The 25,789-nt window shown below is 73.2% G+C and carries 15 protein-coding genes; 5 read left to right on the forward strand and 10 right to left on the reverse strand.

Annotated features, from left to right (window positions below; all coding sequences use genetic code 11):
* Nucleotides 1-155: 155 nt before the first annotated feature.
* From AB0D59_RS24445 to AB0D59_RS24490, 10 genes are read right to left on the reverse strand one after another with little or no spacing between them, the layout of a single operon-like run.
* Nucleotides 156-650, reverse strand: coding sequence for a flavin reductase family protein (locus AB0D59_RS24445; protein WP_362568972.1), 495 nt, complete (start codon nt 648-650; stop codon nt 156-158).
* A gap of 25 nt (nt 651-675) precedes the next feature.
* The gene (locus AB0D59_RS24450; protein WP_362568975.1) at nt 676-2,229 is read right to left on the reverse strand and encodes an amino acid adenylation domain-containing protein; all 1,554 of its coding nucleotides are present in this window, start codon (nt 2,227-2,229) and stop codon (nt 676-678) included.
* Entirely contained in the window at nt 2,226-3,188 is a 963-nt protein-coding gene (locus AB0D59_RS24455; RefSeq protein WP_362568977.1) for a hypothetical protein, read from the reverse strand. The genes AB0D59_RS24450 and AB0D59_RS24455 overlap by 4 nt, the downstream gene beginning before the upstream one ends.
* A gap of 1 nt (nt 3,189) precedes the next feature.
* Entirely contained in the window at nt 3,190-3,888 is a 699-nt protein-coding gene (locus AB0D59_RS24460; protein ID WP_362568979.1) for a 4'-phosphopantetheinyl transferase superfamily protein, read from the reverse strand.
* A 38-nt stretch (nt 3,889-3,926) separates the two neighbouring features.
* The gene (locus AB0D59_RS24465) at nt 3,927-5,090 is read right to left on the reverse strand and encodes an acyl-CoA dehydrogenase family protein (protein ID WP_362568982.1); all 1,164 of its coding nucleotides are present in this window, start codon (nt 5,088-5,090) and stop codon (nt 3,927-3,929) included.
* Nucleotides 5,083-6,282, reverse strand: coding sequence for an acyl-CoA dehydrogenase family protein (locus tag AB0D59_RS24470; RefSeq protein ID WP_362568985.1), 1,200 nt, complete (start codon nt 6,280-6,282; stop codon nt 5,083-5,085). The genes AB0D59_RS24465 and AB0D59_RS24470 overlap by 8 nt, the downstream gene beginning before the upstream one ends.
* Before the next feature lie 31 nt (nt 6,283-6,313).
* On the reverse strand, nt 6,314-6,571 hold the full coding sequence (locus AB0D59_RS24475) for an acyl carrier protein (RefSeq protein WP_362568987.1): 258 nt from the start codon (nt 6,569-6,571) through the stop codon (nt 6,314-6,316).
* Nucleotides 6,571-7,878, reverse strand: coding sequence for a type III PLP-dependent enzyme (locus tag AB0D59_RS24480; protein ID WP_362568990.1), 1,308 nt, complete (start codon nt 7,876-7,878; stop codon nt 6,571-6,573). Before AB0D59_RS24480 ends, AB0D59_RS24475 begins: the two co-directional genes overlap by 1 nt.
* A complete protein-coding gene (locus tag AB0D59_RS24485; protein ID WP_362568993.1) occupies nt 7,865-9,388 on the reverse strand; it encodes a class I adenylate-forming enzyme family protein in 1,524 nt (507 codons plus the stop codon). The genes AB0D59_RS24480 and AB0D59_RS24485 overlap by 14 nt, the downstream gene beginning before the upstream one ends.
* Nucleotides 9,388-10,560, reverse strand: coding sequence for a hypothetical protein (locus AB0D59_RS24490; RefSeq protein WP_362568996.1), 1,173 nt, complete (start codon nt 10,558-10,560; stop codon nt 9,388-9,390). Before AB0D59_RS24490 ends, AB0D59_RS24485 begins: the two co-directional genes overlap by 1 nt.
* 782 nt (nt 10,561-11,342) lie before the next feature.
* Here AB0D59_RS24490 and AB0D59_RS24495 point away from each other — a divergent pair.
* The 5 genes from AB0D59_RS24495 to AB0D59_RS24515 all read left to right on the forward strand — a co-directional run.
* Nucleotides 11,343-14,645 (forward strand): beta-ketoacyl synthase N-terminal-like domain-containing protein, encoded by a 3,303-nt coding sequence (locus AB0D59_RS24495; protein ID WP_362568999.1) that lies wholly within the window; start codon nt 11,343-11,345, stop codon nt 14,643-14,645.
* On the forward strand, nt 14,642-21,352 hold the full coding sequence (locus AB0D59_RS24500; RefSeq protein WP_362569002.1) for a condensation domain-containing protein: 6,711 nt from the start codon (nt 14,642-14,644) through the stop codon (nt 21,350-21,352). Before AB0D59_RS24495 ends, AB0D59_RS24500 begins: the two co-directional genes overlap by 4 nt.
* A 260-nt stretch (nt 21,353-21,612) precedes the next feature.
* Nucleotides 21,613-21,966, forward strand: coding sequence for a phosphopantetheine-binding protein (locus tag AB0D59_RS24505; protein ID WP_362569005.1), 354 nt, complete (start codon nt 21,613-21,615; stop codon nt 21,964-21,966).
* 176 nt (nt 21,967-22,142) lie between these two features.
* Complete coding sequence (locus AB0D59_RS24510) at nt 22,143-23,816, forward strand: hypothetical protein (RefSeq protein WP_362569008.1); 1,674 nt, start codon at nt 22,143-22,145, stop codon at nt 23,814-23,816.
* Nucleotides 23,813-25,789: condensation domain-containing protein (locus AB0D59_RS24515; protein WP_362569011.1), on the forward strand; the 1,977-nt coding region annotated here is incomplete at its 3' end. The genes AB0D59_RS24510 and AB0D59_RS24515, both read left to right, overlap by 4 nt.

Genomic DNA, 25,789 nt, shown 5'->3' on the forward strand with positions numbered 1-25,789 from the left:
AAGGCTTCGACGAGTCCGGCTGCTCAACTCTCTCCCTGGTCGGGGCGCAACTATTGCAGACGCAACTATTACATTTGATCTTGATGCCTTCAAGAACTCTTCCGGCCGTCGGCGGAGCCGGCGGCACACCGGCGTCGCGCGATCGTGTGGGCAGTTCAGGACCCGACGGCGTACTGCTCGTTCCCGTACAGGACAGTCGCCGGTGCCTCGTTGACCCGGGTCCACTCCGCAGTGCCTGCGATCAGTGTGTGGTCCAGCAGTGACACCGTTTCCCGCACGGTGCAGACCACGGTGACCGAAGCCTGTGTCAGTACGGGTACGCCGCCCACCCTGTGCCAGGGCACGCCCGCGAACCGCTCCGCCGCGGTGCCCGTGGCGAACTGCGCCACCAGCCGGCGATCCGTCCAGGACAGGACGTTCACCGCGAACCGCCCTGCTGATCGGATGTGGGCCAGGGTTCGGCTCGCGGTGGTCAGGGACAGAAGCACACTGGGCGGGTCGACGGAAAGAGACATGACCGCGTTGGCGGTACAACCGACGGGTCCGACCGTGGTGACCACGGTGACACCGGTCGGCAGTCGGGAGATCGCATGCCGGTATTCGTCGGCGGAGACGCTCTGATGGCTTGGTATGCGGTCCTCGGTCTTCATCGCGCTCCTTCAGGCGGTGCGACGGCTATCCGTGCCGACCGGCGATCATGGCGGCCACGGTCTTTCGGTCGATCTTCCCGTTGACGTTCAGGGGCAGTTCGTCGAACACGGTCACGCTCCGAGGGATCATGTACTCGGGCATTCGGGAGCGCAGGTCCGACAGGATCTGTTCCGGCTGAGGATCCGGACCTGTGCAGATCGCTTCCAGGTACAGGTCGCCGAGAGCGTCCGGGACGGCGACCACGATCGCGTCGCGTACACCTGGTCGCTCGCGCAACACGGCCTCGATCTCTCCCAGTTCGATCCGGTAACCGCGAACCTTCACCTGCTGGTCCATTCGCCCCAGGTGAATCAGTTGTCCGTCCCGCCGGGCGGCTCGGTCACCTGTGCGGTACCAGTGGTCGGCGGTGATCGGGGCGTCCCCGGCGTGGGGGACCGATGTGCCGGTGGCGCCGTCGTGCAGCAGGAACCGGTCCGCGTTGTTGCGCGGGTCCAGATAGCCGGGGAACCGCTGGGGGCCACGGACAACCAGTTCGCCGTCGTCGGCGGGACGCCCTTCCGTATCGAGCAGCAGGTGGGAAAGTCCTGGATAGAGCGTCCCGATGGGGACCGTGCCGTTGGCCGGGCGGGGCCACTCCGCGACGTCCCGCGGCAGTCGGAACTCGGCGCAGCTGATGGTCAGTTCGGTCGGTCCGTAGAGATTCTCCAGAGTGCTCTCCGGCGCGGCCGCGGCCCACGCCTCCGCTTGCTGCAACGTCAGGGGCTCTCCACAGAACAGACTCCAGCGCAGGGCCGGCAGGGAACCCGGCCTGAGTGCCCGCATCCGGCGTGCGAAGGACACCAGGGACGGTACGGAGAACCAGTGGGTGAGCTCCGCTTCCGCCGCCCACCGGACCGGTGCCATCAGGTCACGTCGCGTGGGAACGACCAAGGTGGCACCACTGCCCCAGGCGGCGAACATGTCGAACACGGACAGGTCGAAGGTGAGGTCGAAGGTCTGGGACATCCTGCTCCCGGGCCCCAACTCGTACCGAGGTATGACGTGTGAGAGGTACGCGGACACATTGCCGTGCCGGATGGGCACCCCCTTGGGCGTGCCCGTCGAACCGGACGTGAAGAGCACGTACGCGATGCCGTCGGGCCCGGTCGGCCGGTGCGCGGGAACGTCGTTCCCGTCCGCCGCCGGTGGCGTGCGGGTCAGGGGCATGACCGGGGCCGGCAAGGCAAGGGCCCCGGTCTCCGGGCCGGTTGTCTCCGCGAGGACGAGGTCGAGGTCGCCGGCGGTCACGATCGCGGCGTTCCGGGCAGCCGGGAACGCCGGGTTGAGGGGGACCACCGTGGCTCCCAGGAGCTGCACCGCGAGATAGCCGGCGTAGGCGAGGACGCTGCGCTCGGCCAGCAGTCCGACTCGCCGGGGCGCCCCGCCGGCCGCGGTGACCAGCCGCGCCGCTGTGCCCGCGGCCGCGTCGTGGAGTTCTCGGTAGGTCAGGCGGTCGGCCCCGATCTCGAGGGCCACGTGGTCGGGATGCTCCGCGACCGAGGCGGCGAACCACTCGTACAGAGTCTGTTTCACCGTCATCCTTCACTGGGTGCGACGGCGCTCGACTTCTCGGTGGCACGGATCAGATCGGTGAACGCCTCCTCGACCAGACCGGTCCGTGGCCGGCCGCGCGCCGCGGACAGGGCCGCGATGCGCAGTATCTTGGGGAGCTCCTGCCAGGCTGTGGTCTCGGAGGCGGCCACCTCGGGATCCAGCAGGCCGTCCGAGACCAGGACCGCGTTCCGGTGCGAGTGATGGCGTGCGGCGGCCCACAGGTCGTCCGTGTAGCGAGCGGCCGCCACCGGGTCCGCGAGCAACGCCGCGAGGATGTGGGACAGCACCGCTGTCGGCTCGAACAGCCACTGTCCGTCGTCCGGTGCGCCGGCCCGCGGCTCCTGCGCGGGCGGGCGGCCGCCCCCGGTGCGCACCAGCCAGCGGTGGTGGCTCATGGGCGGAACGGCCGTGGCCCGGCCGAGGGCCATGCGGTCCCGGCGGACCACCTCGGTCCCGAACTCCCGGACCGGCGTCAGGGCTCGCGCGAGTCCGGCGTCGTCCAGCCATCCCAGGAACGGCTCCTGTTCGCCGTGCGGGGTGAGCGCGGCGAAGTGGTCGGCCACCTGCCAGGAGCCGTCGCGCCGTCCGCGGATCAGGATCCAGTGCGGGGCCGCGGCCCGGCCGTATCCCGGTGCCCATTCGATGTGCTCGGTGTTGGCGACGGCCAGCACCCGGCCCTGGGCGTCCAGTTCGGCGAGCAGCCCTTCCCGGGCCGTTCTCCAGTCGGGGGCGCCTTGGTAGGCCAGCTCTCCGCCGTCCGCGGTGACGTCGATCCGCGTGTGGTGGGAGAAGGCCAGCTCGCCCGCGGGCAGATCGGTGCGCACCGCCAGCCGGGTCGCCTCGGCGAAACGGCGCGGCACTGCGGGGACCTCCGCTGCCAGATAGCAGACCAGGCTGGTCGTGTAGCAGCTCAACTGGGGCGGTTCGGCGAGGGCGTCGATCACGTCAGCACTCCAGGTCGGCGGGCAGGGTGTCGCTCCGGCCCCTGGCATCGGGGACTTCGCGAGGGGTGAAGGCGCAGCTGAGCGGGATCGGGGAGCTGTCGCGCAGACTGGCCCAGCGGTACCGGCCCCAGCGGCCGTGACGGTGGCCGGGTGTGACGGGGATGGTCCAGGGGCGGCCGGCGAGACCGGTGCCCGCCGCCTTGACACACGACTCCTGGACGGTCCAGACCCAGGCGAGTTCGCGGGCCCGCTCCGGTGCGGGCAACTTTTCGAGCTGTGCGGCGTGCCCGTTCAGACAGCGTCGCAGCAAACCTTCGGACGGCCGGTCGGGCGGGAGTTGCACGTCGACGCCGACCCGGCGGCCGGGTGCCACGGCCGCGGCGCTGAGGCCGCCGTCGTGGGAGACGCTCACGCCGACGTCCGGATGCCCGACCAGGCAGGGGCGTCCCCGCGGGTCGGGGCGGACCGCCGTGTCCGCGAGGTCGGGGCGCACCTCGCGGATGAGCCGGCGCAGGGTGGCTCGCCCCGCCAGGAACTCCTCGGCCCGCCAGGGCGCAAGACTTGCCGCCTGGGCGAGATCGTCCCGGTGGGCCTCCGCCCGGTCCGTCGCCGTCCGGTCGGAGCGGCACAGGACCCACACCCCGTCCGTGATCTCGTGGATCCCGTACCGGACACCGGACTTCCCGGTGCGCACCGGCATGCGCGCGGACTCCTCGGCCGGCTCCGACCCCCTCCCCGTCATGTCCGTAGCTCCGCCAGCAGCTGTTCGGACATGTCGGCCACGCCGGCGAGCATCAACTCGGTCACGCCCCCGCCGATACCGAGGACGCCGGCTTCCGCGCGGACACCCTGAGCACCGCCCGCGGCGAAGCCGTCAGCTCCCTGGAGTTGAGCGCACCGGGCGAGCACGGTGTCGACCGTCAGCCCGACGGCGGACTTCAACAGGGTCCCGGCCGACAGGCTCTGCCCCTTCACGGCCGTCTCGGCGAGGCTGTCGCACAGCGCTCGCAGCTGGGCGACGCGTACCAGGCACTCGGCGAAGCCCTGGCGGACGACCGCGTTGTGCCACAGCGGCTCTCCGTCGACGGTCCGCCGCAGCAGGCGCTCGCGGGTGTCCGCGAGCACCCGGCCGGTGAGCGCGACGGCCCACTGCGCCCCGGCGAGCCGCTCCGTGCTCATGTGCCGGGCGAACACGGCCATGCCACGACCGTTTCTGCCCACCAGGTGATCGGCCGGCAGGCGCACCGAGTCGAACCCGATGTGCCCGGTCGCCGAGTTCGCGAGCAGGCCGGTCGGCGCGGGGCTCACGGACACACCCGCCGTCCTCGCCGGTACCAGAACCCAGCTGAAGTTGGTGAAGTGCCGGCCGGGGTGATGCCGGCCCAGGACCAGCAGGTACTCGGCGGTGCCGGCGTTGGTCACCCAGCGCTTGCCGCCGTGGACCACCAGCTGGTCGCCCTCGATCCGCACCTGTGTGCCGAGCCCGCTGAGATCGGAGCCCGCGGCCGCCTCGTCGGTGGCGGCGAGCGCCACCTGGGCGGTCCCCGCCAGGGCGTGTCCCCAGGCGGCCGCGACGGGAGAAGGCGCGGCCGACGCGGGGCCGGACCGGCCGGAGCCGAGGACCGGCAGTGCGCTGGCCGCCTGCACCAGTACGCTGAGCGTCGCTCCGTTGTCAGCGCGGGCGTCGACAGCCCGGAGCAGAGCGCCCAGGCGTGCCGGGTCCGCGACCGGGCCCAGGGCGTTGCCGCGCCGGTACAGCGTGGACAGGGCGCCGGCCGCCCCGAGCGCTCGCCACACGTCGGTCGCCGGAGCGCCGACCGGAACGCCCGCCAGCGCCTGCGCGACCAGTTTCCGGTAGCCGGCCGGCGTGGTGTCCCGGGAAGCGGATGCCAGGTCAGACAAACCGCACCTCGGGGTCGAGGAGGGCCAGCTTGCCGTCCGCCAGGTGCAGGCGGTCCTTGCTGTAGTTCAGGGACGCGGAACGGAGGTCCCGCAGCGCGTGCTCGAGGCGGGTCGGGGAGCCCTTGAGGTAGCCGTGCCGCATGCCGACCGCGTCGATGAGGCCGTCGACGACCGCGAAGCACTCCTCGGCGGCCGTGATCTTGAGCGCGTTCAGCTGCAACTGGATCTTCGGCAGGCTCAGATCCGGGCTCCGGCTCACGGTCCGCTCCGTCTGCGCGAGCAGGGCGTGCACGGTGTCCAGACGCCTGCGTGCCTGGGACAGCCGGGTCAGGAGCAGCTCGGAGCCGAGGTCGGCCCGGTTGCGGTTCTCCGGCGAGCGCAGCATCCGCAGCACTCGGGAGAGCGCGCCGGCCGCGGTGCCCAGCCAGGACGCCGACCAGCTCAGGTGTGCCATCGGGCCGAACACCGACGTGACGATGGCCCGGAAGTCGCCGTGCGCGCCGACCACGTGGTGCTCCGGCACCGTGCCGCGCAGGCGCAGCGCGACGCTGTGACTGGCCCGCATGCCCAGCGGCTGCCAGTCGCCGGTCTGCTCGACGGCGAGCTGGTCGCGGTGCGCGTAGACGAGTGACACCTGATTCGGCGACGTGGCGCCCGGCGCGAGCATGGTCACCAGGAAACCATCGGCGTGCGCGCCGCCGGTGACGATGGGCGCGAACCGGTCCACGTCCAGCGTGTCGCCCGTGGCGTCGAGGGCCGCCTCGGAGGTGAGCAGGTGGCCGCCCTTGCCCGCCTCGGTGGTGACCGAGGCGAGATAGATCTTGCCGTTGGCGATCTGGGGCAGCAGCTCGGTGCGCAGCCGCTCGTTGCCGTGGCTCGCCACCGCCGCGACCTGCTGGCAGTGCATGGCGAAGATCATCGCGACGGACATGTCGACCCGCCCGAGCGACGTGCACGCCTCGACCACGTCGCGGATGCCGCCGCCGAGCCCGCCGTACTCGGCCGGCACGAGCAGACCCAGCAGCCCGGTGCGGCGCATCTCCTCCAGCGCCTCGACGGGGAAGACGGCGTCGCGGTCGGTCCGGTCCAGGTGCTCGGCGGCCACGGCGGCGACCCGGTCCGTCAGCTCGGCCGGCTGCCCGGGCGCAGACGGACCCGCGACGACCGCGGGTCCGGATGCGATCGCGTTCATGTGCGCTCCTTGGTCGGGCGGGCGTGGCCGGTCATCGGACGCTCGCCGCCGGGCCCGCTTCCGAGGCCGCACTGATCACGTCCCAGAGGCTGCCTGCGGTGGCGAAGGTGGCGTCGTTCATGGCTTCGTCGGGCAGCACCACGGCGAAGGTGTCCTCGATGGCGAAGAGCAGTTCGATGGCTTGCATCGAGTCCAGACCCTGCTCCCGCAACGGAGTCTCGGCGGTTATCTCCTGGTCGCCGAGGAACTTGAGAAAGGGGGCGAGCAGGTCGGTGAAGCGGGGGTCCATCAGTTCACTCCAGAGGTCGGAAGGATCGCTGCGGAAACAGGGGCGCGGGTCAGTGACACACGGGTCGTCACCGGGGCGGTGCCGGGCCGGTCGCCGTCGACCACGGCCTCCACGGGCAGCGGGTGGCCGAGGAAACCGATGAGGCTGGCGTAAAGTCCGTAGGCGCCGACATTGGGTACGGCGACCAGATCACCCGGGCTGAGGGCGGGCAGTTTCGCACCGCGTGCCCAGGTGTCGAGCGGGGTGCACAGCGGCCCCACCACGAGGGCGTCCAGCTCGGGGGCCGAGCCGGACCCGGCGGCAGTGCGTACCACGTGCGGAGCGAGCGCCGGGAGCCGGCGCAGTCCGGACATCCCGCCGAGATGGTGGATGCCGGAGGCGAGAACGACGACGTCCTTGCCCTGGGAGCGCTTCACGTCAAGAACGGGGGTCACCAGGGTGCCGGCGGTGCCGACGAGGTAGCGGCCCGACTCGAACACCACCTCCGGCGCCCCGCCGCGCCAACCCGGTATCTCTTCGTCGAAGAGCTCCTCCAGGCGGGGGCGGAGCGCGCTGAGGTCGACGGCCTCGCCCGCCTTCGCGAACGGTGCGCCGAATCCACCGCCCAGGTCCAGGACGCGCACCCGTGTGCCGTGTTCGGCGAGCAGTCCGGTCAACCGCCGAGCGGTGGCCAGGGACCGCCGGAACTGGCCGTACAGGGAGTCGACCTCGGTGAGGTTCGTCCCCATGTACAGATGAAGTCCGACGACTTCGACCCTCGGCCGGTCCGCGAACCGTTCCGGCTCGGCCGTCACCCAGCCCGTGTCCGCGCCGAACTGCGAGGCGACGCCGGTCATGACCAGGCCCTGCCCGGGGACCGGCTGGTCGTCGTTGACCCGCAGCAGGCAGCGGGCGGTGACATCGCACTCCGCGGCGAGCCTGTCCAACTGCTCGATCGCATAAGGAGAGTCCACGGAGAACAGCCGCACTCCCCGGGTGAGGGCGTCGCGGACCTCGGCATCGCTCTTTCCGGGCCCGGTGTACAGCGCGTCGCCGGGGTCCCAGCCCGCGCCGAGTGCCGCGTCCAGTTCACCGGTCGAGCAGACCTCCGGCCGCGTGCCGCACGCGCGCAGCGTGGTCAGCAGCGCCGGGTGCGGGTTCGCCTTCAGCGAGTAGAACAGGCCGGCCCGGTCCGGCAGGGCGGTACGCAGCAGTTCGTGGTTGCGGCGCACTTCCGCGACGTCGTAGATGTACGCGGGCGTCGGGACGCCCGCCAGATCGGCCGGCGGAACCGGCAGCACACCGGCGTGGTCCTCAACCATGGACATGGTCCACCTGGTTCGCCAGTGCGGCCAGCGCCTTGCGGTCGATCTTTCCGTTGCCGGTGAGAGGGAGTTCCGGCAACACGAGACAGGTGCGCGGAATCTTGTACTCCTCGATCACCTGACGCATCGCTTGGAGCACGTCCGCCGCGCTCAGCTCGTCGGTGACGGTCACGAACAGACGGGCGGGCGTCGATCCGTCCGGGGCCAGAACGGCCGCCGAGCCGACGGCGGGCAGCCGCCGTGCCGCCGCCTCCACCTCGATGGCGCTGACACGGAAGCCGTTCTCCTTGTAGACGTCGTCGCGTCGGCCCTCGACGTACAGGTAGCCCTCTTCGTCGAGCCGGCCGTAGTCGCCGGTGCGCAGTTCCGGGAACAGCCCCTCGGCCTTGGGGTAGCGCTGGGCGGTGAGTTCGGCGTGCCGCCAGTAACCGGACATGACGTTCGGGCCCCGGACCACGATCTCGCCGATCTCACCGACGGGGAGCCGCCCACCCTGCGCGTCGACGACGAAGACCTCGGTGCCGGGCAGGGCCAGCCCGCTCGAACCCGGCCTGGCCAGATCTCCGTTCGCCGGCATGATGGTGGCCCGCTTGCACTCGGTGAGCCCGAACATCAGGTGGACGTCCAGTGCGGGGAGGTTCGCGCGAAGCACGGTCAGCGTCTCCTGCGGCATCGCGGCACCGGTGTTCGTCAGCATCCGCAAGGAGAGCCTGCGTTCACCGGCGCGCCGCAGCAGCCGCGCCAGGGCGTCGGCGACCGCGGGGACCGCGGGGAGCACGGTGGCCCGCGAGCGCAGCAAGTTGGTCAGCAGCGGCGGCCCTACCTCCGCGGGGCGGCCCAGCCAGACGTGGGCTCCACTGCCGGCTCCCAGAAAGAGCTGGTAGAGGCCGTAGTCGAAGGAGAGCGGGAGCGGGCTGTAGACCACGTCGTCCGGACGGTAGCCCAGCACCTGCTGGATGGCCCGCACCGCGAAGAGCATCTGCTGGTGGGTGCTGACGACGGCTTTGGGAAGCGAGGTCGTGCCCGAGGTGTAGATCAGGCAGACCGGGTCCACGGAGAGCGGCGCGGTCGGTATCGGCCCGGTCTTGCCCTCGGCGTCGAAGGCGCGTGCCGTCACCGTCGCGAGGTCCTCGGCCCGTACGCCCAGCCGCCCCGCCGTCGCCTGGTTGGGCTCGGAGTCGCTGACGACGAGCATGGGTTCGCTGTCGTTGAGCACGTGCTCGAGCTGCTCGCCTCGCACCTGCTCGTGCAACAGAGAGAAGGCCACGCCCAGGCGCGAGGCGGCGTGGACCAGAACGGGCACCGTGGTGGATGCCGGTGCGCTGACCAGCAGCCGGTGCCCGCGCCGCAGGCCCAGCTCGCCCAGCCAGTGGGCGACGCGCCGGCTCGCGGCGGCCAGTTCCAGGTAGGTGACGGTGCGGTCCTGGCACGTCACAGCGGGACGATCCGGCCAGCGCACAGCCGCCTCGTCCAGCAGTTCGTGCAGCAGCGCAGCAGGGGGCTGAGTAGTCATCAGGCCTCTTCGAGGTGAGCGAGCGCAGGCTCGGCGTACAGAGATCGCCGCACGATTGCGCAGATGGCGTCGATGTCGTGGAGGTTCTCGGGCACCAGGTCGTCGGCGTCGAACTCGAAGTGCAGCTCCTCCTCCAGACGTTCGACGATCTCGACGATCCGGAAGGAGCTGAACCGCGGCACATCGCTGAGAAGCTGTCCGTTCAGGAGCGGTTCGACCCCGGTGCCGAGCACTGCCGCGGCCACGCCGGCGACAATGCCGCGCAGTTCGGCGCCCACCGCGGAGGCCGACTCGGCGATGTCGCCCGCGGCCGGGGCGTCGCCGAAGACCACGCCGTCCGCGTGCAGCTGCTCGCGGAGGCGGGGCAACAGCGCCGGCGGCTCGGTCCGGCCGCGTTCGACCCGGCGCAGGGCCAGGTAGGTCTGCTCGGTGAGGGAGTCCCAGGCGCGCAGGTGGGTGCCGACCACGCTGTCCGGCGACGGTCCGAACTCCGCACGGAAGGCGGCGTGCAGCTTGCGCGACCGGGCGAGGAACCAGGTTTCCAGGGTGAGTTGGCTGAGAGCGGCGTTGCGGTCGGGGTACCGCGCATAGGCGTCGACGTACGCGTCGACGGCTTCGGGTCCCGCGAGGTCGAGGGCGGCCGCAGGCGCGCCGGGCCGCTCGGCCGCGGGCGCGAGCTCGGCGATCAGGGCAGGGCTGGGCACGGCGGCGATGAAGTCCTGGGCCGGCAGGGTCCACAGTCCGGGGCGCGCGCTGCCCCACGGGGTTTCGTTGTGATAGCCGTCCACGACGTTCACATCGCCCGTGCCGTCGGTCTCGGCGAGGAAACTGTGCGCCATGTGGCGTTGCTGGAAGTAGGGCACCCACGGCAGGTGGTAGGCGTCCGACACCACGTAGCACCCCTCGGTCAGGGGGACGTCCGTCGTCGCGGGTGCCCGGTGCAGCGCGCGCACCGCGATTCCGAGAGCGTTCCGTGCGTCGGCGAGGTGCTGCTCGACGGTACGTGCCACGGTCGGCAACCCGTCGGCCCCGGTCTCGGGACCGAAACGCAGTGTCGCGCCGAGACGCAGGTGGGTACCCGGACCGTGCCACCTGTCGGCGAGCACGGCGAGGTTCACCTGGAGGCAGTCGAAGAGTTCGTACGCCACGGCGGGCGGCGGGGTCCGCATCATGCCGAGGCCCCCGCGCCGAGCGCCTCGGACAACCGGGTGGGTGAGCCCGGCGGACCGACACGGGTTTTCGCGGGCTCGGCTGTCGCCACGTGTCCGGCAGGTGAGGCGGGGGCCGCGTGCCGGTCCAGGACATGCCGCGCGGCGCTCGCCCTCCGGTGCGCGGGCAGCGCGTGGAGTTCGGGCGCCGTCCGTGCCGCCCGTAACAGTCCGCATGGCTTTGAGAGGCGACGCCTGCGCCTGGTCGCGTGCTCCGTGGGGACGGTGTCCCGCCCGCGAAGGCCGGCATCGCTCGCGCTTGACACCTCGTAGTGCACCATCATCCCGTCCCTCATGGATTGGTTTGTGGCTCGTCCAGGAAGCTATCGGAGCGACGTGATGTCGGCGCTATTCGCGGGCTATGCGTTCAGCATGCAGGTACCCGGTCGGATCGATTTCGGACACGGCGTCCGTCGGTCGGCCCGAAATCGGTGCCGCTTTGCGCGATTTACCGCAATGTTCTGCTGCCCTGAGCGGTCCGGATTTCCGGGTTCCCGGCATTCACGCGTGGATCGCCGGCAGGAACGACGACCCCCGGGGCAGGTGTACGCCCGGGCCAGGACCACCGGCCAACTCCTCGCGGACTTGTGAATTCACTGCCAAAAAGGCAACGAATCAGAACGCCGCAGACCTCGCCGCGCCCATCGGATTTGTTGTGGACGGAGCTCATGGTGAACGCATGGCACACAAATGGCGGCAATATCAACTCGCTCCGATAGCTTCCTCGGCGAGCCACAAACCAATCCATGAGGGAGGGGCCGGCGGTGCGCTACGAGGCATCAAGCTCAGGCAATGCTGACCTTCGCGGGAACAGCGGAGCCGACAACTCTGGTGCGAACGACCACTCCGGCATCGGTTCCGATGCCGCCGGAGCCGGCGACCTCGACATCGCGGTGATCGGCATGGCGGGCTCCTTCCCCGGCGCGCCCGATCTCGACCGGTTCTGGGAGATCGTCCGTGCCGGACGTCGGACCGTGCGGACGGTGCCGGCTCCCGAGTCCGGCGCCGGCGCCCGTGATGCGGCCTCCGACGCCCCGACCGCCGTGCGCGCCGGCGGGGTGCTCGACGGGGCCGAGCTGTTCGACGCGGCGTTCTTCGGCTACAGCCCACGCGAGGCCGAGTTGCTCGACCCCCAGCAGCGGGTCTTCCTGGAGTGCGCGTGGACCGCGCTGGAGGGGGCCGGCTACGGCTCGGCGGTCGGGCGGCCCGTCACCGGTGTCTACGCAGGGGCCAGCCTGAGCACCTATCTGATCCGCCACCTGCTGCCCAACCCGGGCCTGGCGGATCTGCGCGAGGAGCAGTTGCTCGGCAACATCACCGACACCCTGGCCACCCGCGCCGCCTACCACCTGGACCTTTCGGGCCCGGCGGTGTCGGTGCAGAGCGCCTGCTCGACCTCCCTGGTCGCGATCCACCTCGCCTGCCAGGCACTGCTCGCCGGCGACTGCGAGATCGCGGTGGCCGGGGGCGCCTCGGTGCGCCTGCCGCAGCTGTCCGTCCACGACGGCCGCGAGAACGGCATCCTCTCCCCGGACGGCGGCTGCCTGCCCTTCGACGCCCGGAGCGCGGGCACTGTGAGCGGCAACGGTGTCGGTGCCGTGGTGCTCAAGCCGCTGGCCGCCGCGCTCGCCGCCGGCGACCGGGTCCACGCCGTGGTCAAGGCCACCGCGGTCAACAACGACGGCCGCCGCAAGGTCGGGTTCACCGCGCCCAGCGTCCAGGGCCAGTCCGCCGTGCTGCGCACCGCCCGCGACCTCGCCGGAGCCGACCCGGCCGACATCGGATATCTGGAGGCGCACGGCACCGCCACGCCGCTGGGCGACCCGATCGAGTTCGCGGCGCTCACCGAGGCCTTCGCCGGGCGCGACCCCGACCTCGACGGGCGCTGCGCCCTGGGCTCGGTCAAGGCCCTGATCGGACACCTGGACGCGGCCGCCGGCATCACCGGGTTCCTCAAGGTCGTGCTGGCACTGGCGCACGCCGTCGTGCCACCGAGTCCGTACTTCGGGGAGCCGAACCCCGGCATCGACCTGGCAAGCAGCCCGTTCGAGGTGCCCACCGCCGAGCGGGCCTGGGAGCGGCCTCGCGGCGGGCGGCGCCTGGGGGCGGTGAGCAGCTTCGGCATGGGAGGCACCAACGCGCACGTGATCCTCCAGGAGGCGCCCGACCCCGCCCCGTCCGGATCGCCGTATCGCGGGCGGCACCTGCTCGTGCTCTCGGCCCGCACTCCGAGCGCGCTGGAAACGGCTCGGGAGCGGCTGCGCGAGCAACTCCGCACGGAACCGGGGCCGGGTCCCGCCGAACTCGCCGACGTCGCGTCCACCCTTCAACTCGGCCGCACCGCCTTCGCGCATCGCGTGGCCCTGGTCGCGGACTCCGCGGCGGACGCGGCGGCCGCACTCGCCCCCGGATCGCCGCAGGCCATGGCCGGTCACGTCGAAACCGGCCGCCGCGACATCGTGTTCATGTTCTCCGGCCAGGGCGCACAGCACGTCGGCATGGGAGCCGAGCTGTACCGCACCGAGCCCGCGTACCGGGACGCCTTCGACACCTGCGCGGACCTGCTCGTCCCGACCCTCGGCCGGGACCTGCGCGACCTCGTCCTCGGGGATTCCGCAAGCGATCGGCTGCCGGGCGCCGTGGCGGACCCGGCCGCCGCCGAGCGGCTGCGCCGAACCGAATTCGCACAGCCTGCCCTGTTCGCGGTCGAATACGCCCTCGCACGGCTCTGGGAGTCCTGGGGCATCCGGCCCGCGGCGATGATCGGCCACAGCGTCGGCGAGTACGTGGCCGCCTGCCTGGCCGGCACGATGCCCCTGCCGGACGCTCTGCGTCTGGTCGCCCTGCGCGGGCGCTTGATGCAGGCGCTGCCGCCGGGCCGCATGCTGTCGGTCGGGCTGCCGGTCGAGGAGGCCGAGCGGTTCGTCCGGGGCGACGTGGCCGTCGCCGCCTCCAACGCCCCGTCGCTCACCGTCCTTTCCGGGCCGGCCGAGGCGCTCGCCGACATCGAGGGGACGCTGGCCGCCAAGGGCGTCGCGGTCCGTCCGCTGCACACCTCGCACGCCTTCCACTCGCCGGCGATGGATCCCGTCCTCGAGGACTTCCGCGCCCTCGCGGCCGCCGTTCCGCTCGCCGCCCCGGCCCTGCCGTTCGTCTCCAACCTGTCCGGGACCTGGATCACCGCCGAGGAGGCCACCTCGCCGGACTACTGGGTACGGCACCTGCGCGGCCGGGTCCGCTTCCACGAGGGCCTGGTGACCCTCGCCGAGGCCGGTCCGCTGGCGCTGATCGAGGTCGGCCCGGGCACCGCTCTGGCCACCCTGGCCCGGCAGAACCCGGAGCTGTCCGGGAACCTCGTGGTCGGCAGCCTGCCCGCGCCCGGCCGGCCGGGCGCCGCCGACCGGACCATGACCGAGGCCCTGGCCCGGCTGTGGCTCGCCGGGATCGAGCCGGACTGGACCGGCTACTGGCGCCACGACCCGCGCGGGCGTGCGGAACTGCCCACCTACCCCTTCGAACGCGGACGCTACTGGATCGACCCCCCGGCCTCCGGAACGGCCATCGGCCTGAACCCCGCCGCGGACGGCCGTCCGGCCCACTCCCCGCAGCTCACCGGAGCCGCCCCGGCCGCCACCGGACGGGGCGCCGCGGCGGACGAGGACGGAGCGAGCGGGACCGCGCCCGACGCCGTGGCGCTGGCCGCGTACCCCCGGCGTCTGGCGACCGCCTTCGTCGCACCCCGCGACGAGCGGGAGGAAGCCGTCGCGGCGGTCTGGAGCGACCTGCTCGGCATCGCCGACATCGGCGTCCACGACGACTTCTTCGAACTCGGCGGCCACTCCCTGCTGGCCACTCGCGTCGTGGCCCGGCTGCTCGACGTCCTCGGCGTCGAACTCCCGCTCAGCGCCCTGATGGAGGCGCCGACCGTGGCCGCGCTGTGCGAGTACGCCGACGAAGAGCTCATGAGGGCCTACCTCGGCAGCCAGTCCGCGTCACAGCCCGCGGCCACCGATCCGCTGCCCGACCCCCGGAAAGAGGGCGTCCGATGACCGAGACCATCCGCGAACCCGCCCGCGAGATGCCGGCCGACCAGCGCGCCGAACTCCTCGCCCGCCTGCGCGCCGAGAAGCGCGACGCCGCCGCTGCCGGTCGGCTGCGCCCCCGTGACGCGGACCTGGACCTGATCCCGCTCAGCCCGGCCCAGGAGCGCCTCTACTTCCAGGACCTGCTCGATCCGGGCAACCCGGCCCTCAACATCACCGTCTCGATCCGGGTCCGCGGCGCCCTGGACCACGGCGCCGTGGAACGCGCGCTGACCGTGGTCGTGGAGCGCCATGAAGCTCTGCGCACCGCGTTCGTCGCCGGCCCCGAAGGGCCGCGCCAGCGCGTTGTCCCCGCCGGGCCGGTCGCCGTCCCGGTCACCGCCGCGGCCGTGCCCGGCGACCGGCAGGACCCGCCGGCCCTCGACGCGGCCCTGGTCCGGCACGCGCGCACCAGGCTCGACCTGGTCACCGGACGCCTCCTGGACGCCGCGCTGTTCCCCGTCGGGAGCGACGAGCACCTGCTCCAGATCGTCGTCCACCACATCGCCTTCGACGGCTGGTCCACCTCCGTCCTCGTGGAAGAACTCGTCGAGGCCTACCGTGCCGACACCGAAGGCCGCCGGCCGAAGCTCGACACACTGCCGATCCAGTACCCGGACTTCTCGCTGTGGGCGCGCGAGCGCGCGGCGGGGGACCGCTACGAGCGCCGCCTCGCCGCGGTCCGCGACCGCCTGATCGGCGCCCCGTTCGTCCTGGACCTGCCCGCCGACAAGCCCCGGCCGCCGCTCCAGACCCACCACGGCGCCCTGACCCCGCTCGTCCTGGACCCCGAGACCAGCGAGCGCCTGGCCGCCCTGGCCCGCGCCGAGGGCACCACGCCGTTCGTCGCCCTGCTCAGCGTCCTGACGATCCTGCTCGGCCGGGCCTCGGACGACGCCGAAGTGGTCATCGGGTCCCCGGTGGCCGGGCGCACGCGTCCCGAACTGGAGCCGATGATCGGCTGCTTCGCCGACATCCTCGTCCTGCGCATGGCCCCGGCGGCCTCGGCCACCTTCCGCGACCTGCTGCGCGCGGCGCACGAGGAGGCCGGCCGGGCCTACGGCGACCAGGAGGTCCCGTACGCCAAGGTCGTCGAAGCCCTGGCGCCGCCGCGCGACCCGTCCCGCAACCCGCTGTTCCAGGTCATGTTCGGCTTCCACGAGGTCGTTCCGGCGCGCTTCGACGACGCGGTCCCGGAGTTCATCGTGGAGACCCGCGACAACGGCGTCACCGACTTCGACCTGTTCCTGAACATGGAGCGTCGCGAGGACGGCTGCTTCGAAGGCGAACTGCGCTACAACACCGACCTGTTCACCGCCGACGCCGTCGCCGACCTCACCGGGCGCTTCGCCGAGGTGGCGCGCGCCGTCGCCGCCGCTCCCGACACGCCGTGGAGCCGCCTCGCTGCGGCGCGCGCCGGACTGGTCGCGCTGGCGGCCTCGTTCCCGGTCGAACCGGTGCTGCCGGTGGTGCGCTCCTGGGCCAGGCATGCGGGTCTCGGGCTGGACTTCGAGGTGCCGTCCGAGCCCGGCCCGGTTGCCGAGCAACTGCGCGCCCTGACCGGCGTGTTCGGCATGAACCCCGGCGCGGCGCATGTGGTGCTGCTGCGCTGGGAGGACCTGGCCAGGTTCGGCGCCGTACCGGACCGCCGAGACCCCGAGGCGGTCGGCGCGGCCCTGGACCGCGGACTCGTCGAGTTCTGCGACGCCCTGTCCGCCTATCGCGCCTGGTCCGAGGACCCGCTGACGATCGTGCTCTGCCCGCCCTCGGCGGCCTGGTCCCGCTGGCAGGGCACCGAGGTCTTCGACGGACCGGCCCGCCGTCTCGGCGAAGCCTGCGGGCGCTGGTCCGACGTCCGGATCCGCACCGCGCGGGCCGCGGTGCCGAAGAACGCCGAGAGCACCTCGAGCACCGGGAGCGACGGCTTCGACGAGGACCAGGACGATGCGGACTTCCTCGACGGGCTGGACGTCGTGCCGTACGCCGGAGCCGACTTCCATGCCCTGCTCGGCGCCTCGGTCGTGCGCGGCCTGCTGCCGCTGACCGTCCGCGACGAGGACGGGCGCCCGGCCGAACTCGTCCCGGTCTGGCCGTCGCGGCTGGCCGTCGGGGCCGCCGGACCTGTCGGCGGTGCCGACGCGGCCGACGTCGCCGACGGCGGACCGGCGGCCGGGACCGGAGCGCCGGACGCGGCCGGATTCCGCGAACCGGCCACCGACACCGAGCGCCGCCTGGCCGCGATGTGGCAGCAGGCGCTGAAGGCCGACCGGATCGGACTGGACGACAGCTTCTTCGCCCTCGGCGGCCACTCCTTCCTCGCCGTCGAGCTGCTGACCCGCATCAAGGCCGAGTTCGGCCGCTCGGTGGAGCCGTTCGAGCTCTTCCGCGGCCCGACCCTCGGCCACCTCGCCCACCTCGTCGACGCCGCGGCACCCGGGGCGCGCGAGGACGGACCGGTGCCCGTGTCACGCGACCAGGCGCTCGCACCGTCCTCCACCCAGCGCCGGCTGTGGACCTTGGCGAAGGTGCACGGCGCCGGCCTCCTGCACAACAGCGCCTTCCCGCTGCGCATCGACGGCGACCTCGACGAGGCCGCACTCCGCACGGCTGTCGCGGCCCTTTTCGACCGCCACGAATCGCTGCGTACGACGATCGCGGAGGACCCCGACGGCGCGCCGGTGCTGCGCATCGTGCCCGACGCGGCGGGCTGGGGGAGCGACGTCTTCCCGGCGACGACCACCGTCCCCGAAGGACCGGACCAGTCCGAAGAGATCGAGCGCCTGATGCGCGCCGCCGCCGAGGAGACCTTCGAACTCGACCGCGGCCCGCTGGCCAGGTTCCGGCTGTTCGCCGCCGGGCCGCGCATCCACTACCTGTCGATGGCCATGCATCACGCGGTCACCGACAACCGGTCCTGGGCCGTCATCGTGCGCGACCTGGCCGAGCTCTACCGCGCCGCGCGCTCGGGACGTGCCCCGGAACTCCCGGAGCTGCCGGTGCAGTTCGCCGACTACGCCCACTGGCAGCACGAATGGCTTCTCGGTCCGGGCGGGCGCGAACACGAGACGCGCTGGCGGGAGATCATGCGCGACGTTCCGGGGGTCTCCTCGCTGCCGACCGACTTCCCGCGCACCGCGGAGATCGGTTCGGACAGCGGGGTGGTCACCCGCCGCGTCGACACCGGGCTCGCCGCGCGGCTGCGCGCGGCCGGACGCCGGATGGAGGTGCCGCTGTTCAGCGTCGTGCTCACCGCGTTCCACCTGCTGGCCGCACGCGCCGGCGGACGCGACGAGTTCGTCGTCGGCACGCTCAACGGCAACCGCGAGCACCCCGGGCTGTCCGATGTCGTGGGCGACTTCGCCGACCTGGTGCCGATCCGGCTGACGGGGGTCGGCGACCTGACCGTCGCCGGCCGCGTCCAGGCCACCCACCAGGCGATTCTGGACGCCCGCGCCGTCCAGCGGCTGCCGTTCGAGAACATCGTCTCGGCGGTCCGCGCCGTGCGCGTCCCCGGCCGACAGCCGCTGTTCCAGACGCTGTTCAACTTCGTCGACGGCGACGACCGGCTGCCCGACATCGACGGTCTGACCCTGGCGCAGCTGAACTGGCTGCGCGCCGGGACGGAGTTCGAGCTCTTGTTCAGCCTCGACGCCGAGGGCGACGAGTTCCTGATCACCCTGGACTACCAGACCGGGCTGTACTCACCCGCCGGGGCCGAGGCGCTGCTGGAAGCCTTCGCCGCCATGCTGGAGGCGGTGGCCGGCGACTCCGAGGCCCGCAGCGGCGAACTCCCCTTCCCCCAGGGCTGCCGGATCCCGGCGATCGCGCCCGGAACCGAATCCGGCACCGAGCCCGACCACGCCGCGACCGTCCCCTCCACCGCCGTGGCGGCCAGCTTCACCGCCGAAGCGGCCGGCCCGGCGCTCGGTTTCTGGTTCGACCTGTTCGGCCGCCCGGCCAAGGTCGCCTTCGCGCCCTACGCGCAGGTCGTGCAGCAACTGCTCGACCCGGACGCCACCTTCGGCACCGCCGGGGCACGCGTCAACACCGTGCTGCTGCGCTGGGAGGACTGGGTCCGCCACCTCGGCCACGATCCGCGGGCTCTCGCCGGCGGCGCCGACGGCCCGGCCCGCTTCGACGCCGTGGTCCGCGATCTCGAAACCGCCTTCGGCGACCTGCACGCCGCCCTGCTCAGCCACCGCGCCTGGTGCCGGACGCCGCTCCTGATCGCCGTCTGCCCGGCCTCGCCCGGCTGGTCCGCGCAGCCGTGGGCCACCGTGGCCCGCGGGCTGACCGCACGTCTGACGCGGCTGGCCGCGTCGCTGCCCGCCATGCGGGTTCTCGACGTCGGGCCCTTCGCCGACCGGTACCCGGTTGACCGACGCGACGACGAACACGCCGACCGCCTCGCACACATGCCCTACACACCGGAGTTCACGACGGTTCTGGCCACGGTTGTGGCCCGCGCCGTCCTGAGCACCGAACAGCGCGGCACCGTCTACCTGGACCCCGGCCGCCTGCTGCGGCTCGGCGCCGGTACCGGGGCCGGCGCCGACGGGTCCGCCGCGCTCGCCGCCCGCGCGCTGCGGCGGGCGGCCGGCCAGGGCCGCTCGCTGGTGTTCGCCGGTACCGATCCCACCGTGCGACGGGAGCTCGCCGCCCGTCCGGACCTGCTGCCCGACGTGGATGCCGCCTCGTGGCTCGCCGGGCATGGCGCCGAGGACCTCGAAGCCGGATTCGCGGAGGCGGTCGCGGCCGGCGCCGTCGACCCGGCCGACTGCATCGTGGTGGACCCGGACGCCGAACTCTGCGAGCGGCTGGGCGCGCGCTTCCCGGGCGTTCTCGCGGTCCCGATACCGGCGGACGCGGACGGCGCGCGCCACGTACTGGAGCACCTGTGGGCGCTCGACCAGCCGCTCTTCGCCGAGGAGCACGACGCCGACACCGCCCTCGGGCCCGCGCCGGGCGTCAGCGCGACCGCCGGCCTGCGCATCCTGACCGAACTGTCGGACGCGGCCGGAATCCAGGCGGCCGTGGACCGGGCCCGCTGGCGCGTGTACCGGGGCGAATACGTCGAGCCGCGCACCGAGCGCGAACGGCGGCTGGCCGAGATCCTGGTCCGGCTGCTCGGCATCGACCGCGTCGGGCTCTCCGACAGCTTCGTCGCGCTCGGCGGCGACTCGATGACCGCGATCCAGGTCGTCTCCCAGGCCGCCCGGCACGGCATCAGCCTGTCGCCGCGCGCCGTCCTCGATGCGCCGTCGGTCGCCGACCTCGCCGAGGCGGACGCGGCCCCGGTCGTCGTAGCCGACCAGGGCCCGGTCGTCGGGCCGGTGGCTCTGGCCCCGGCACAGCGGTGGTTCTTCGCCAACCCGCTCGGAACCGGCGGCGACCCCAACTACTACAACCACCCCTACTACCTCACCCTGCGGCCGGACGTCACCGCGGACCACCTGGAGAGCGCGCTCCGCGTCCTCGTGGACCACCACGACGCCCTCCGGCTGCGCTTCGCCCGCGACGAGGACGGCGAGTGGCACCAGTGGTCGGAGCCCACCGGCGTGGACGTGCCGTTCGAGCGCGTCGATCTGACCGGGACACCGGCCGAGGAGCGCGCCGCACGGGCCGAGGCTCTGGCCATCGGGCTGCAGAGCGGCCTCGACCTGGCGGCCGGCCCGACTCTGCGCGCGCTGCACCTGCACACCGACGGCGAGCCGGACCGGCTGCTGATCATCTGCCACCACCTGGTCGTGGACGGCATGTCCCGGGGCATCCTGCTGGAGGACCTGACCACCCTCACCGAACAGGCCGTCACGGGATCACCGCTGCGCCTGCCCCCGAAGACCTCGTCGTTCCGCGACTGGACCGACCGGGTCGACGAGTACGCGTCCAGCGAGGAACTCCTCGCCGAGGTGCCGTTCTGGCTGGAGCAGGTCGCCCCCACCCCGGAAGGCGCCCGCGCCCCGGTCGTGCCGGTCGACCACGAGGGCGGATCGCGGGAGATGGCCTACATGGAGACCGCCGAGGCGCGGGTCAGCGCCGAGGAGACGGCCGCGGTGCAGCGGCTCGCCGTCGGGCGGCACGCCAGCCTGTCCGACGCCGTCTTCGCCGCCTCGGCCTCGGTCCTGGCCGAATGGACCGGCACCGACCACCTCCGCTTCGCGGTGGCCGGTCACGGCCGGCCCCAGCGATTCCCGGACCTCGACCTGGTCCGCACGGTGGGCTGGTTCCAGATCTACTTCCCGATCGGCATCGACGTCGCCGATACCGAGGGCATGTCGCTGGTGCAGTCGGTGCACCGCCGGCTCGCGGCCGTCCCCGACGCCGGCTTCGGCTACGCGGTGCTGGCCGGCCAGCATGCCGATCCCGCGCTGCGCGCCGGCCTGACGGGGGGTGAGCAGCCGTTGTTCAGCTTCAACTACATGGGTGAGTCCGGGTTCGAGCAGACCTCCGCGCACACCTCCCTGTTCGGGCACTGCCCCGACGCGTACGGCCCCTGCCAGGACGGTGCGTGCACCTGGCCGTACCTGCTCGACCTGATGCCGGCCATCGTCGACGGCGCGCTGGTCCTCCAGATCTACTACCGGCGCAGCATCCATGACGCCGCGACCGTCACGGCGCTCGCCGAGCGCATCGCCGACCGGTTCCGCGCCCTGGCCGCACCCGCGGCGCCGTAGACCACCCGGGCCCCCGGTCCGCGGCCGAGGGCCGACACCCCGCGGCCGGACGCCCCGCCGCCGTTCCGCTCGGCCGCCGGGCCGCCCCCCCCACCGCGCCGACCGGACGACGACCGGCCGACGGCGCCACCGAGGAGCCGGCTTCGGGGGCCGCCCGACAGCCGGGCCGGCTCACGTCGTCCGGCCGTCGCGACCGAGTTTCCCGTTCATCGTTTCCGAGTCCTGTGAAAGGTGGCTCCGATCATGTCCTCCCCGTCCACGTGTCCCGGCACCGACATCTCGTTCCCGGCCCCTGCCGCTGCCGTGCCGGCACCGCGTATCCGGCGGGCGGTCCGCTGATGGGCACCGCCGAGCAGACGGCCGCCGTGCCGCCGACCGATCAGCTGTCCGGTCTGATCGCCGACGTTCTGGGGGTGCCGACGGCCGAACTGGCCGAGGACTCCGGCCCCGGCGTCCACGTCGCCTGGACGAGCCTGAAGCACGTCGAGGTCGTGGTCGTGCTGGAGGAGCACTACGGGGTGGCCCTCAGCAGCCGGGAGATCAAGGGCATCAGCAGCATCGCCGGTCTGCGCAAGCTCCTGGCGGCCAAGGGAGTCGCGGGGGTCGCCTCGTGACCGGCGCCGGCTTCGCACCGCTGTCCGTTCCGGTCCCGGGGCACCGCGACACCCTCGCGGCCTCCCGCCGCCCCCGCCACCCCAATCCTTGACGCGGCCCGTTCCCTCGCCGAGGTCAAGCAGGCCCTGGACCGCCGACATCCTCGCCGGGCTCAGGCGCTGACGGAAGGACGATCATGCCACTGCCCCTCACCGACGTCCCGGTCGACCTGCGCGCGCTCCGGGCCGCCCACCAGGAGACCGAGCGCACGGGACCGCCCGGCGGACCACGCATCGGGATCATGGCCAGCTACACGGCCGACTCGGTCGTGCCCTATCTCGCGACGGCGCTCGGCGGGGCGTACGGCCGCCCGGACTTCCACGTCGCGCCCTACAACCAGATCATCCAGGAGTGCCTCGACCCGGACAGCGGCTCCGCCCGGGCCGACCTGGACGTGGTGGTGGTCGCGCAGCGCCTGGAGGAACTGGAGGACGGCGCCTGGACCGCCGGGTTGCTGGCCGTCGCCGACGCCGCGCGCGAGGCCGCGGCACGGTGGGGTGCCACGCTGGTCGCGGTGCTTCCCGGCCTGCCGGCGGCCGATCCACTGGGCGTCGCGGGCGACTGCTGGTCCGACGGCCACACCGCCGCGGCCGCGGCCGCCCGCGAGGCGATGCGGACCGCGCTGGCCGACCGGCCCAACGTCCACCTGGTGGATCTCGAATCGGTGCTCCGCTCGCTCGGTGCCGCCAAGGCACACCATCCGGCGCTGTACCAGTTCGCGAAGGTACCCTACCGCGAGGAGGTCTACCACCAGCTCGGGGCCCGTGTCGCCCACCTCCTGCGGTTGCGGACCGGGGACACCCGCCACGCCGCGGCGCTGGACCTGCGTGGTCTCGCCGATGCCGACGACACGGACGGTCTCGGCGGTGTCCTGCGCTGGTTGTCCGCCGCCGGAGTGCCGTCGTACGCGCTCGGCGGCCGGGACGCGGTCCCTGCGTGGCGCGAGCTCGTCACGAGCGATCCAACGGTTCCGGCACGGCTGTCCGACTGGTTCTTCGACGACCGCGACCTTGACGTCCAGGTGCGCGATCTGGCCGCCGAGGCCGGCCTGACCGCGCGGGACGTCGCCCTGCTCCAGCGCCGGGAGGACCACCTGATCGTCACGGTGCGTCCCGCCCACGGCGGCCCCGCCGAGGCGGTGGATCTCGGTGCGGACGCCGCGGCCTGGCCGTCGCGCCTGGCCGCCGCCGGGGTCTTCGACCGCCTGCCGGTGCCCGGCGCGCCGGGCCGGGCGGCCGCCCGGGGCGGTCCCGCCGGCGGCGACGGAGCCCCCGAGCCGGCAGGCGGTCTGTCGCTGGCCTCCTTCGTCGCCGGGCTCCGAGTCGAGGCCGACTTCCGTGCGGCCAGGGACGCCGACCTCCCCAGGATCAACGAAATGCTCGTGGCCTCCAAGGAATTCACCCTCGGGGTGCCGGTTGCGCCCGTGACAGTGGGCACGCTGCCGGCCGGCAGCGACCGGGTCCTGCTGCTCGGCAGCGTCCGGGACCGCCTCGGCGACCTCGGCCCCAGCGTCGTCGTGTCGCTGGCCGGACAGGGCTCGGACTGCGTCGTCGAGGCCCTCGTCATCTCCTGTCCGGCCATGGGCAAGGGCGTCGAGGTCCAGGCGATGCGCGAGATCGCCGCGCACGCACGGGCCATGGGCGCCGACCGGATCGTCGTCGGCTACCGCGACACCGGCCGCAACCACGCGGCCATCGACTTCCTCCGTTCGCCCACGGCGGGCGGCACAGCCGAGACGCCCGACGGCGCGGTCCTGGATCTCCTCGTGCGCGCCGAGACCTCTGACACCGGAGCTGTGATCACCTCATGACCGAGATCCCCACTCGGCCGGGCACCCGCGCCCGCCGGTTTTCCGCCGAGAACCTCCGGCGTGTCCACCAGGAGGCCGGGCTCGATCCGCTCGACGCCTCACCGACCGCCGAGGAGCGGGCCGACCGGCCGGACGCCGCACAGGAGGACGTGTGGTTGTTCGACCTGACCGCACCCGAGGCGCTCGTCCATCAGATCGCCATGGTCGTCGATCTGACCGGGCCGTTCGACCGGGAGACCGCGGCGAGCGCCGTCCGGGTGCTCGGCCGCCGCCACGAGGCGCTGCGCGCGCGGTTCCCGGCCGACGCCTCCGGCACACCGGTCATGGTGATCGAGCCCGAATTCACCGGGGCGCTCGAATACGTCGATCTGACCGTCCCCGCCCCCGCCGCCGACAGCGGCTCCGGCGGTGCCGACGCGACGGGCGCCGCGTTCGATGCCGACACCCCTTCGACGTCGCCGGACTCCTCGACCGACTCAGCGACCGACTCCGGGGCCGAGCTGCGCTGGACCGCGCTCGCCGACCGCGAGATCCACCGGCCCTTCGACCTGGAGAACGGTCCGCCGGCCCGCTTCACCCTGGCCCGGGTGGCCGGACGGCGGCACCGGCTGCTGGTCGTCGTGCACCACATCGTCGCCGACGGCCGGACCCTCCAGTTGCTCCACGGCGACCTGGTGGCGGCCCTGCGCGGCGAAGACCTGCCGACCCCGCCGCCGGCCCTGGCCGCGGCGGCCGCCCGGTCCCGCGCCGCCGCCGACCAGCCCGGCATGGCGCAGCGGCTGGAACGCCGCGCCGCCGAACTGGCCGACCTGCCGGCCGACGCCGACCGCTGGCCGTCCTTCGGGCGTCCGGCCCCGGGCGATCCCTACGCCGCAGCGGTCCTCCCGGTCGATGTTCCGGCTCCGCTGGCCCAGGCCGTCCACGCGGTCGCGGCGGCGGAACGGGCCACACCGTTCATGGTCTGGCTCACCGCGCTGTCCGTCCTGATCCAGCGCATGTCCGGCCAGAGGGAAGCGGTCCTCGGAACCGTCGTCGGCCGCCGCGACGCCGCCTCGCGCGACACCGCCGGGTTCATCGCCAACCAGGCCGCGCTGCGCCTCCGCCTGCCGGCCGACGCGACCTGGCGCGATGCCCTGCGCATGGCTCGCGAGGCGACGCTGTCGGCCTTCGACGACGCCGACATCCCGTTCCGCCGGGTGGTGGAGGCCCTCGCCCCGGCCCGCCGGCCCGATGCGCACCCGCTGTTCCAGGTGCTGCTCGGTGGCCGCCAGCCGCTGGACCCCCCGGCCGCCGTCGGCCCCCTGACGGTCGAGGCGACCGAACACCTCTCACGCCGCTCCCTGTACGAGGTCGAACTCCAGCTCGCCGACCTGCCCACGGGAATGCCCGGCTACCTGCGCTACCGGACGTCCGTGCTGGACTCCTCGACGGCCGCCGCCTTCGTGACCGGCTTCGTCCGTCTCCTCGAAGTCCTGACCTCCGCGCCCGACAGCCCGATAGCCGCGACGCCGTGGCCCGCCGGGCTCAGCGGCCCCGCCAAGGCCGTCGAGGGAGCCGCCGGGACGGCCACCGGCCGGCGCACCGAGGCCGACCGCCGCCGGACCGCCCCGCGCCGCCCTGCCGACAGCCCTCGCCGTCAGCCGTCCAACCCGACGCAACGGCGCGTCGCGGAGGCCTGGCGAACCGTTCTGGAACAGGCGCCGCCCGGCATCGACGACGACTTCTTCGCCATCGGCGGCCATTCGCTCAGCGCGGTCCGGGCAGCCTCCCTGCTGGCCTCCGAATTCCGCCTGCCCCTCACGGCCCGTGCCCTGTTCGACCATCCGACCGTCGCCGAACTGTCCGCGTTCCTCGACGGCTGGGCCGGGGGGGGCGGCGGGGGCGCCGCCGCGGCGGGCGCGGGCCCCTCGCCCGCCCCCGCCGCCCCCGCGCCCCCCCCCCCCGCCGTGAACCGTCGGAGGGAAGAGGGCGCC

The sequence above is a fragment of the Streptomyces sp. NPDC048417 genome (assembly GCF_040651615.1).
Classification (GTDB): Bacteria; Actinomycetota; Actinomycetes; order Streptomycetales; family Streptomycetaceae; genus Streptomyces.

What these genes read in the sequence shown, in the direction of transcription:
- AB0D59_RS24490 (WP_362568996.1), bottom strand. Translation starts at nt 10,560, where the DNA reads ATGATGCGGACCCCGCCGCCCGCCGTGGCGTACGAACTCTTCGACTGC.
- AB0D59_RS24480 (WP_362568990.1), bottom strand. Translation starts at nt 7,878, where the DNA reads ATGTCCATGGTTGAGGACCACGCCGGTGTGCTGCCGGTTCCGCCGGCC.
- AB0D59_RS24460 (WP_362568979.1), bottom strand. Translation starts at nt 3,888, where the DNA reads ATGCCGGTGCGCACCGGGAAGTCCGGTGTCCGGTACGGGATCCACGAG.
- AB0D59_RS24475 (WP_362568987.1), bottom strand. Translation starts at nt 6,571, where the DNA reads ATGGACCCCCGCTTCACCGACCTGCTCGCCCCCTTTCTCAAGTTCCTC.
- AB0D59_RS24485 (WP_362568993.1), bottom strand. Translation starts at nt 9,388, where the DNA reads ATGACTACTCAGCCCCCTGCTGCGCTGCTGCACGAACTGCTGGACGAG.
- AB0D59_RS24445 (WP_362568972.1), bottom strand. Translation starts at nt 650, where the DNA reads ATGAAGACCGAGGACCGCATACCAAGCCATCAGAGCGTCTCCGCCGAC.
- AB0D59_RS24470 (WP_362568985.1), bottom strand. Translation starts at nt 6,282, where the DNA reads ATGAACGCGATCGCATCCGGACCCGCGGTCGTCGCGGGTCCGTCTGCG.
- AB0D59_RS24495 (WP_362568999.1), top strand. Translation starts at nt 11,343, where the DNA reads ATGAGGGAGGGGCCGGCGGTGCGCTACGAGGCATCAAGCTCAGGCAAT.
- AB0D59_RS24500 (WP_362569002.1), top strand. Translation starts at nt 14,642, where the DNA reads ATGACCGAGACCATCCGCGAACCCGCCCGCGAGATGCCGGCCGACCAG.
- AB0D59_RS24510 (WP_362569008.1), top strand. Translation starts at nt 22,143, where the DNA reads ATGCCACTGCCCCTCACCGACGTCCCGGTCGACCTGCGCGCGCTCCGG.
- AB0D59_RS24450 (WP_362568975.1), bottom strand. Translation starts at nt 2,229, where the DNA reads ATGACGGTGAAACAGACTCTGTACGAGTGGTTCGCCGCCTCGGTCGCG.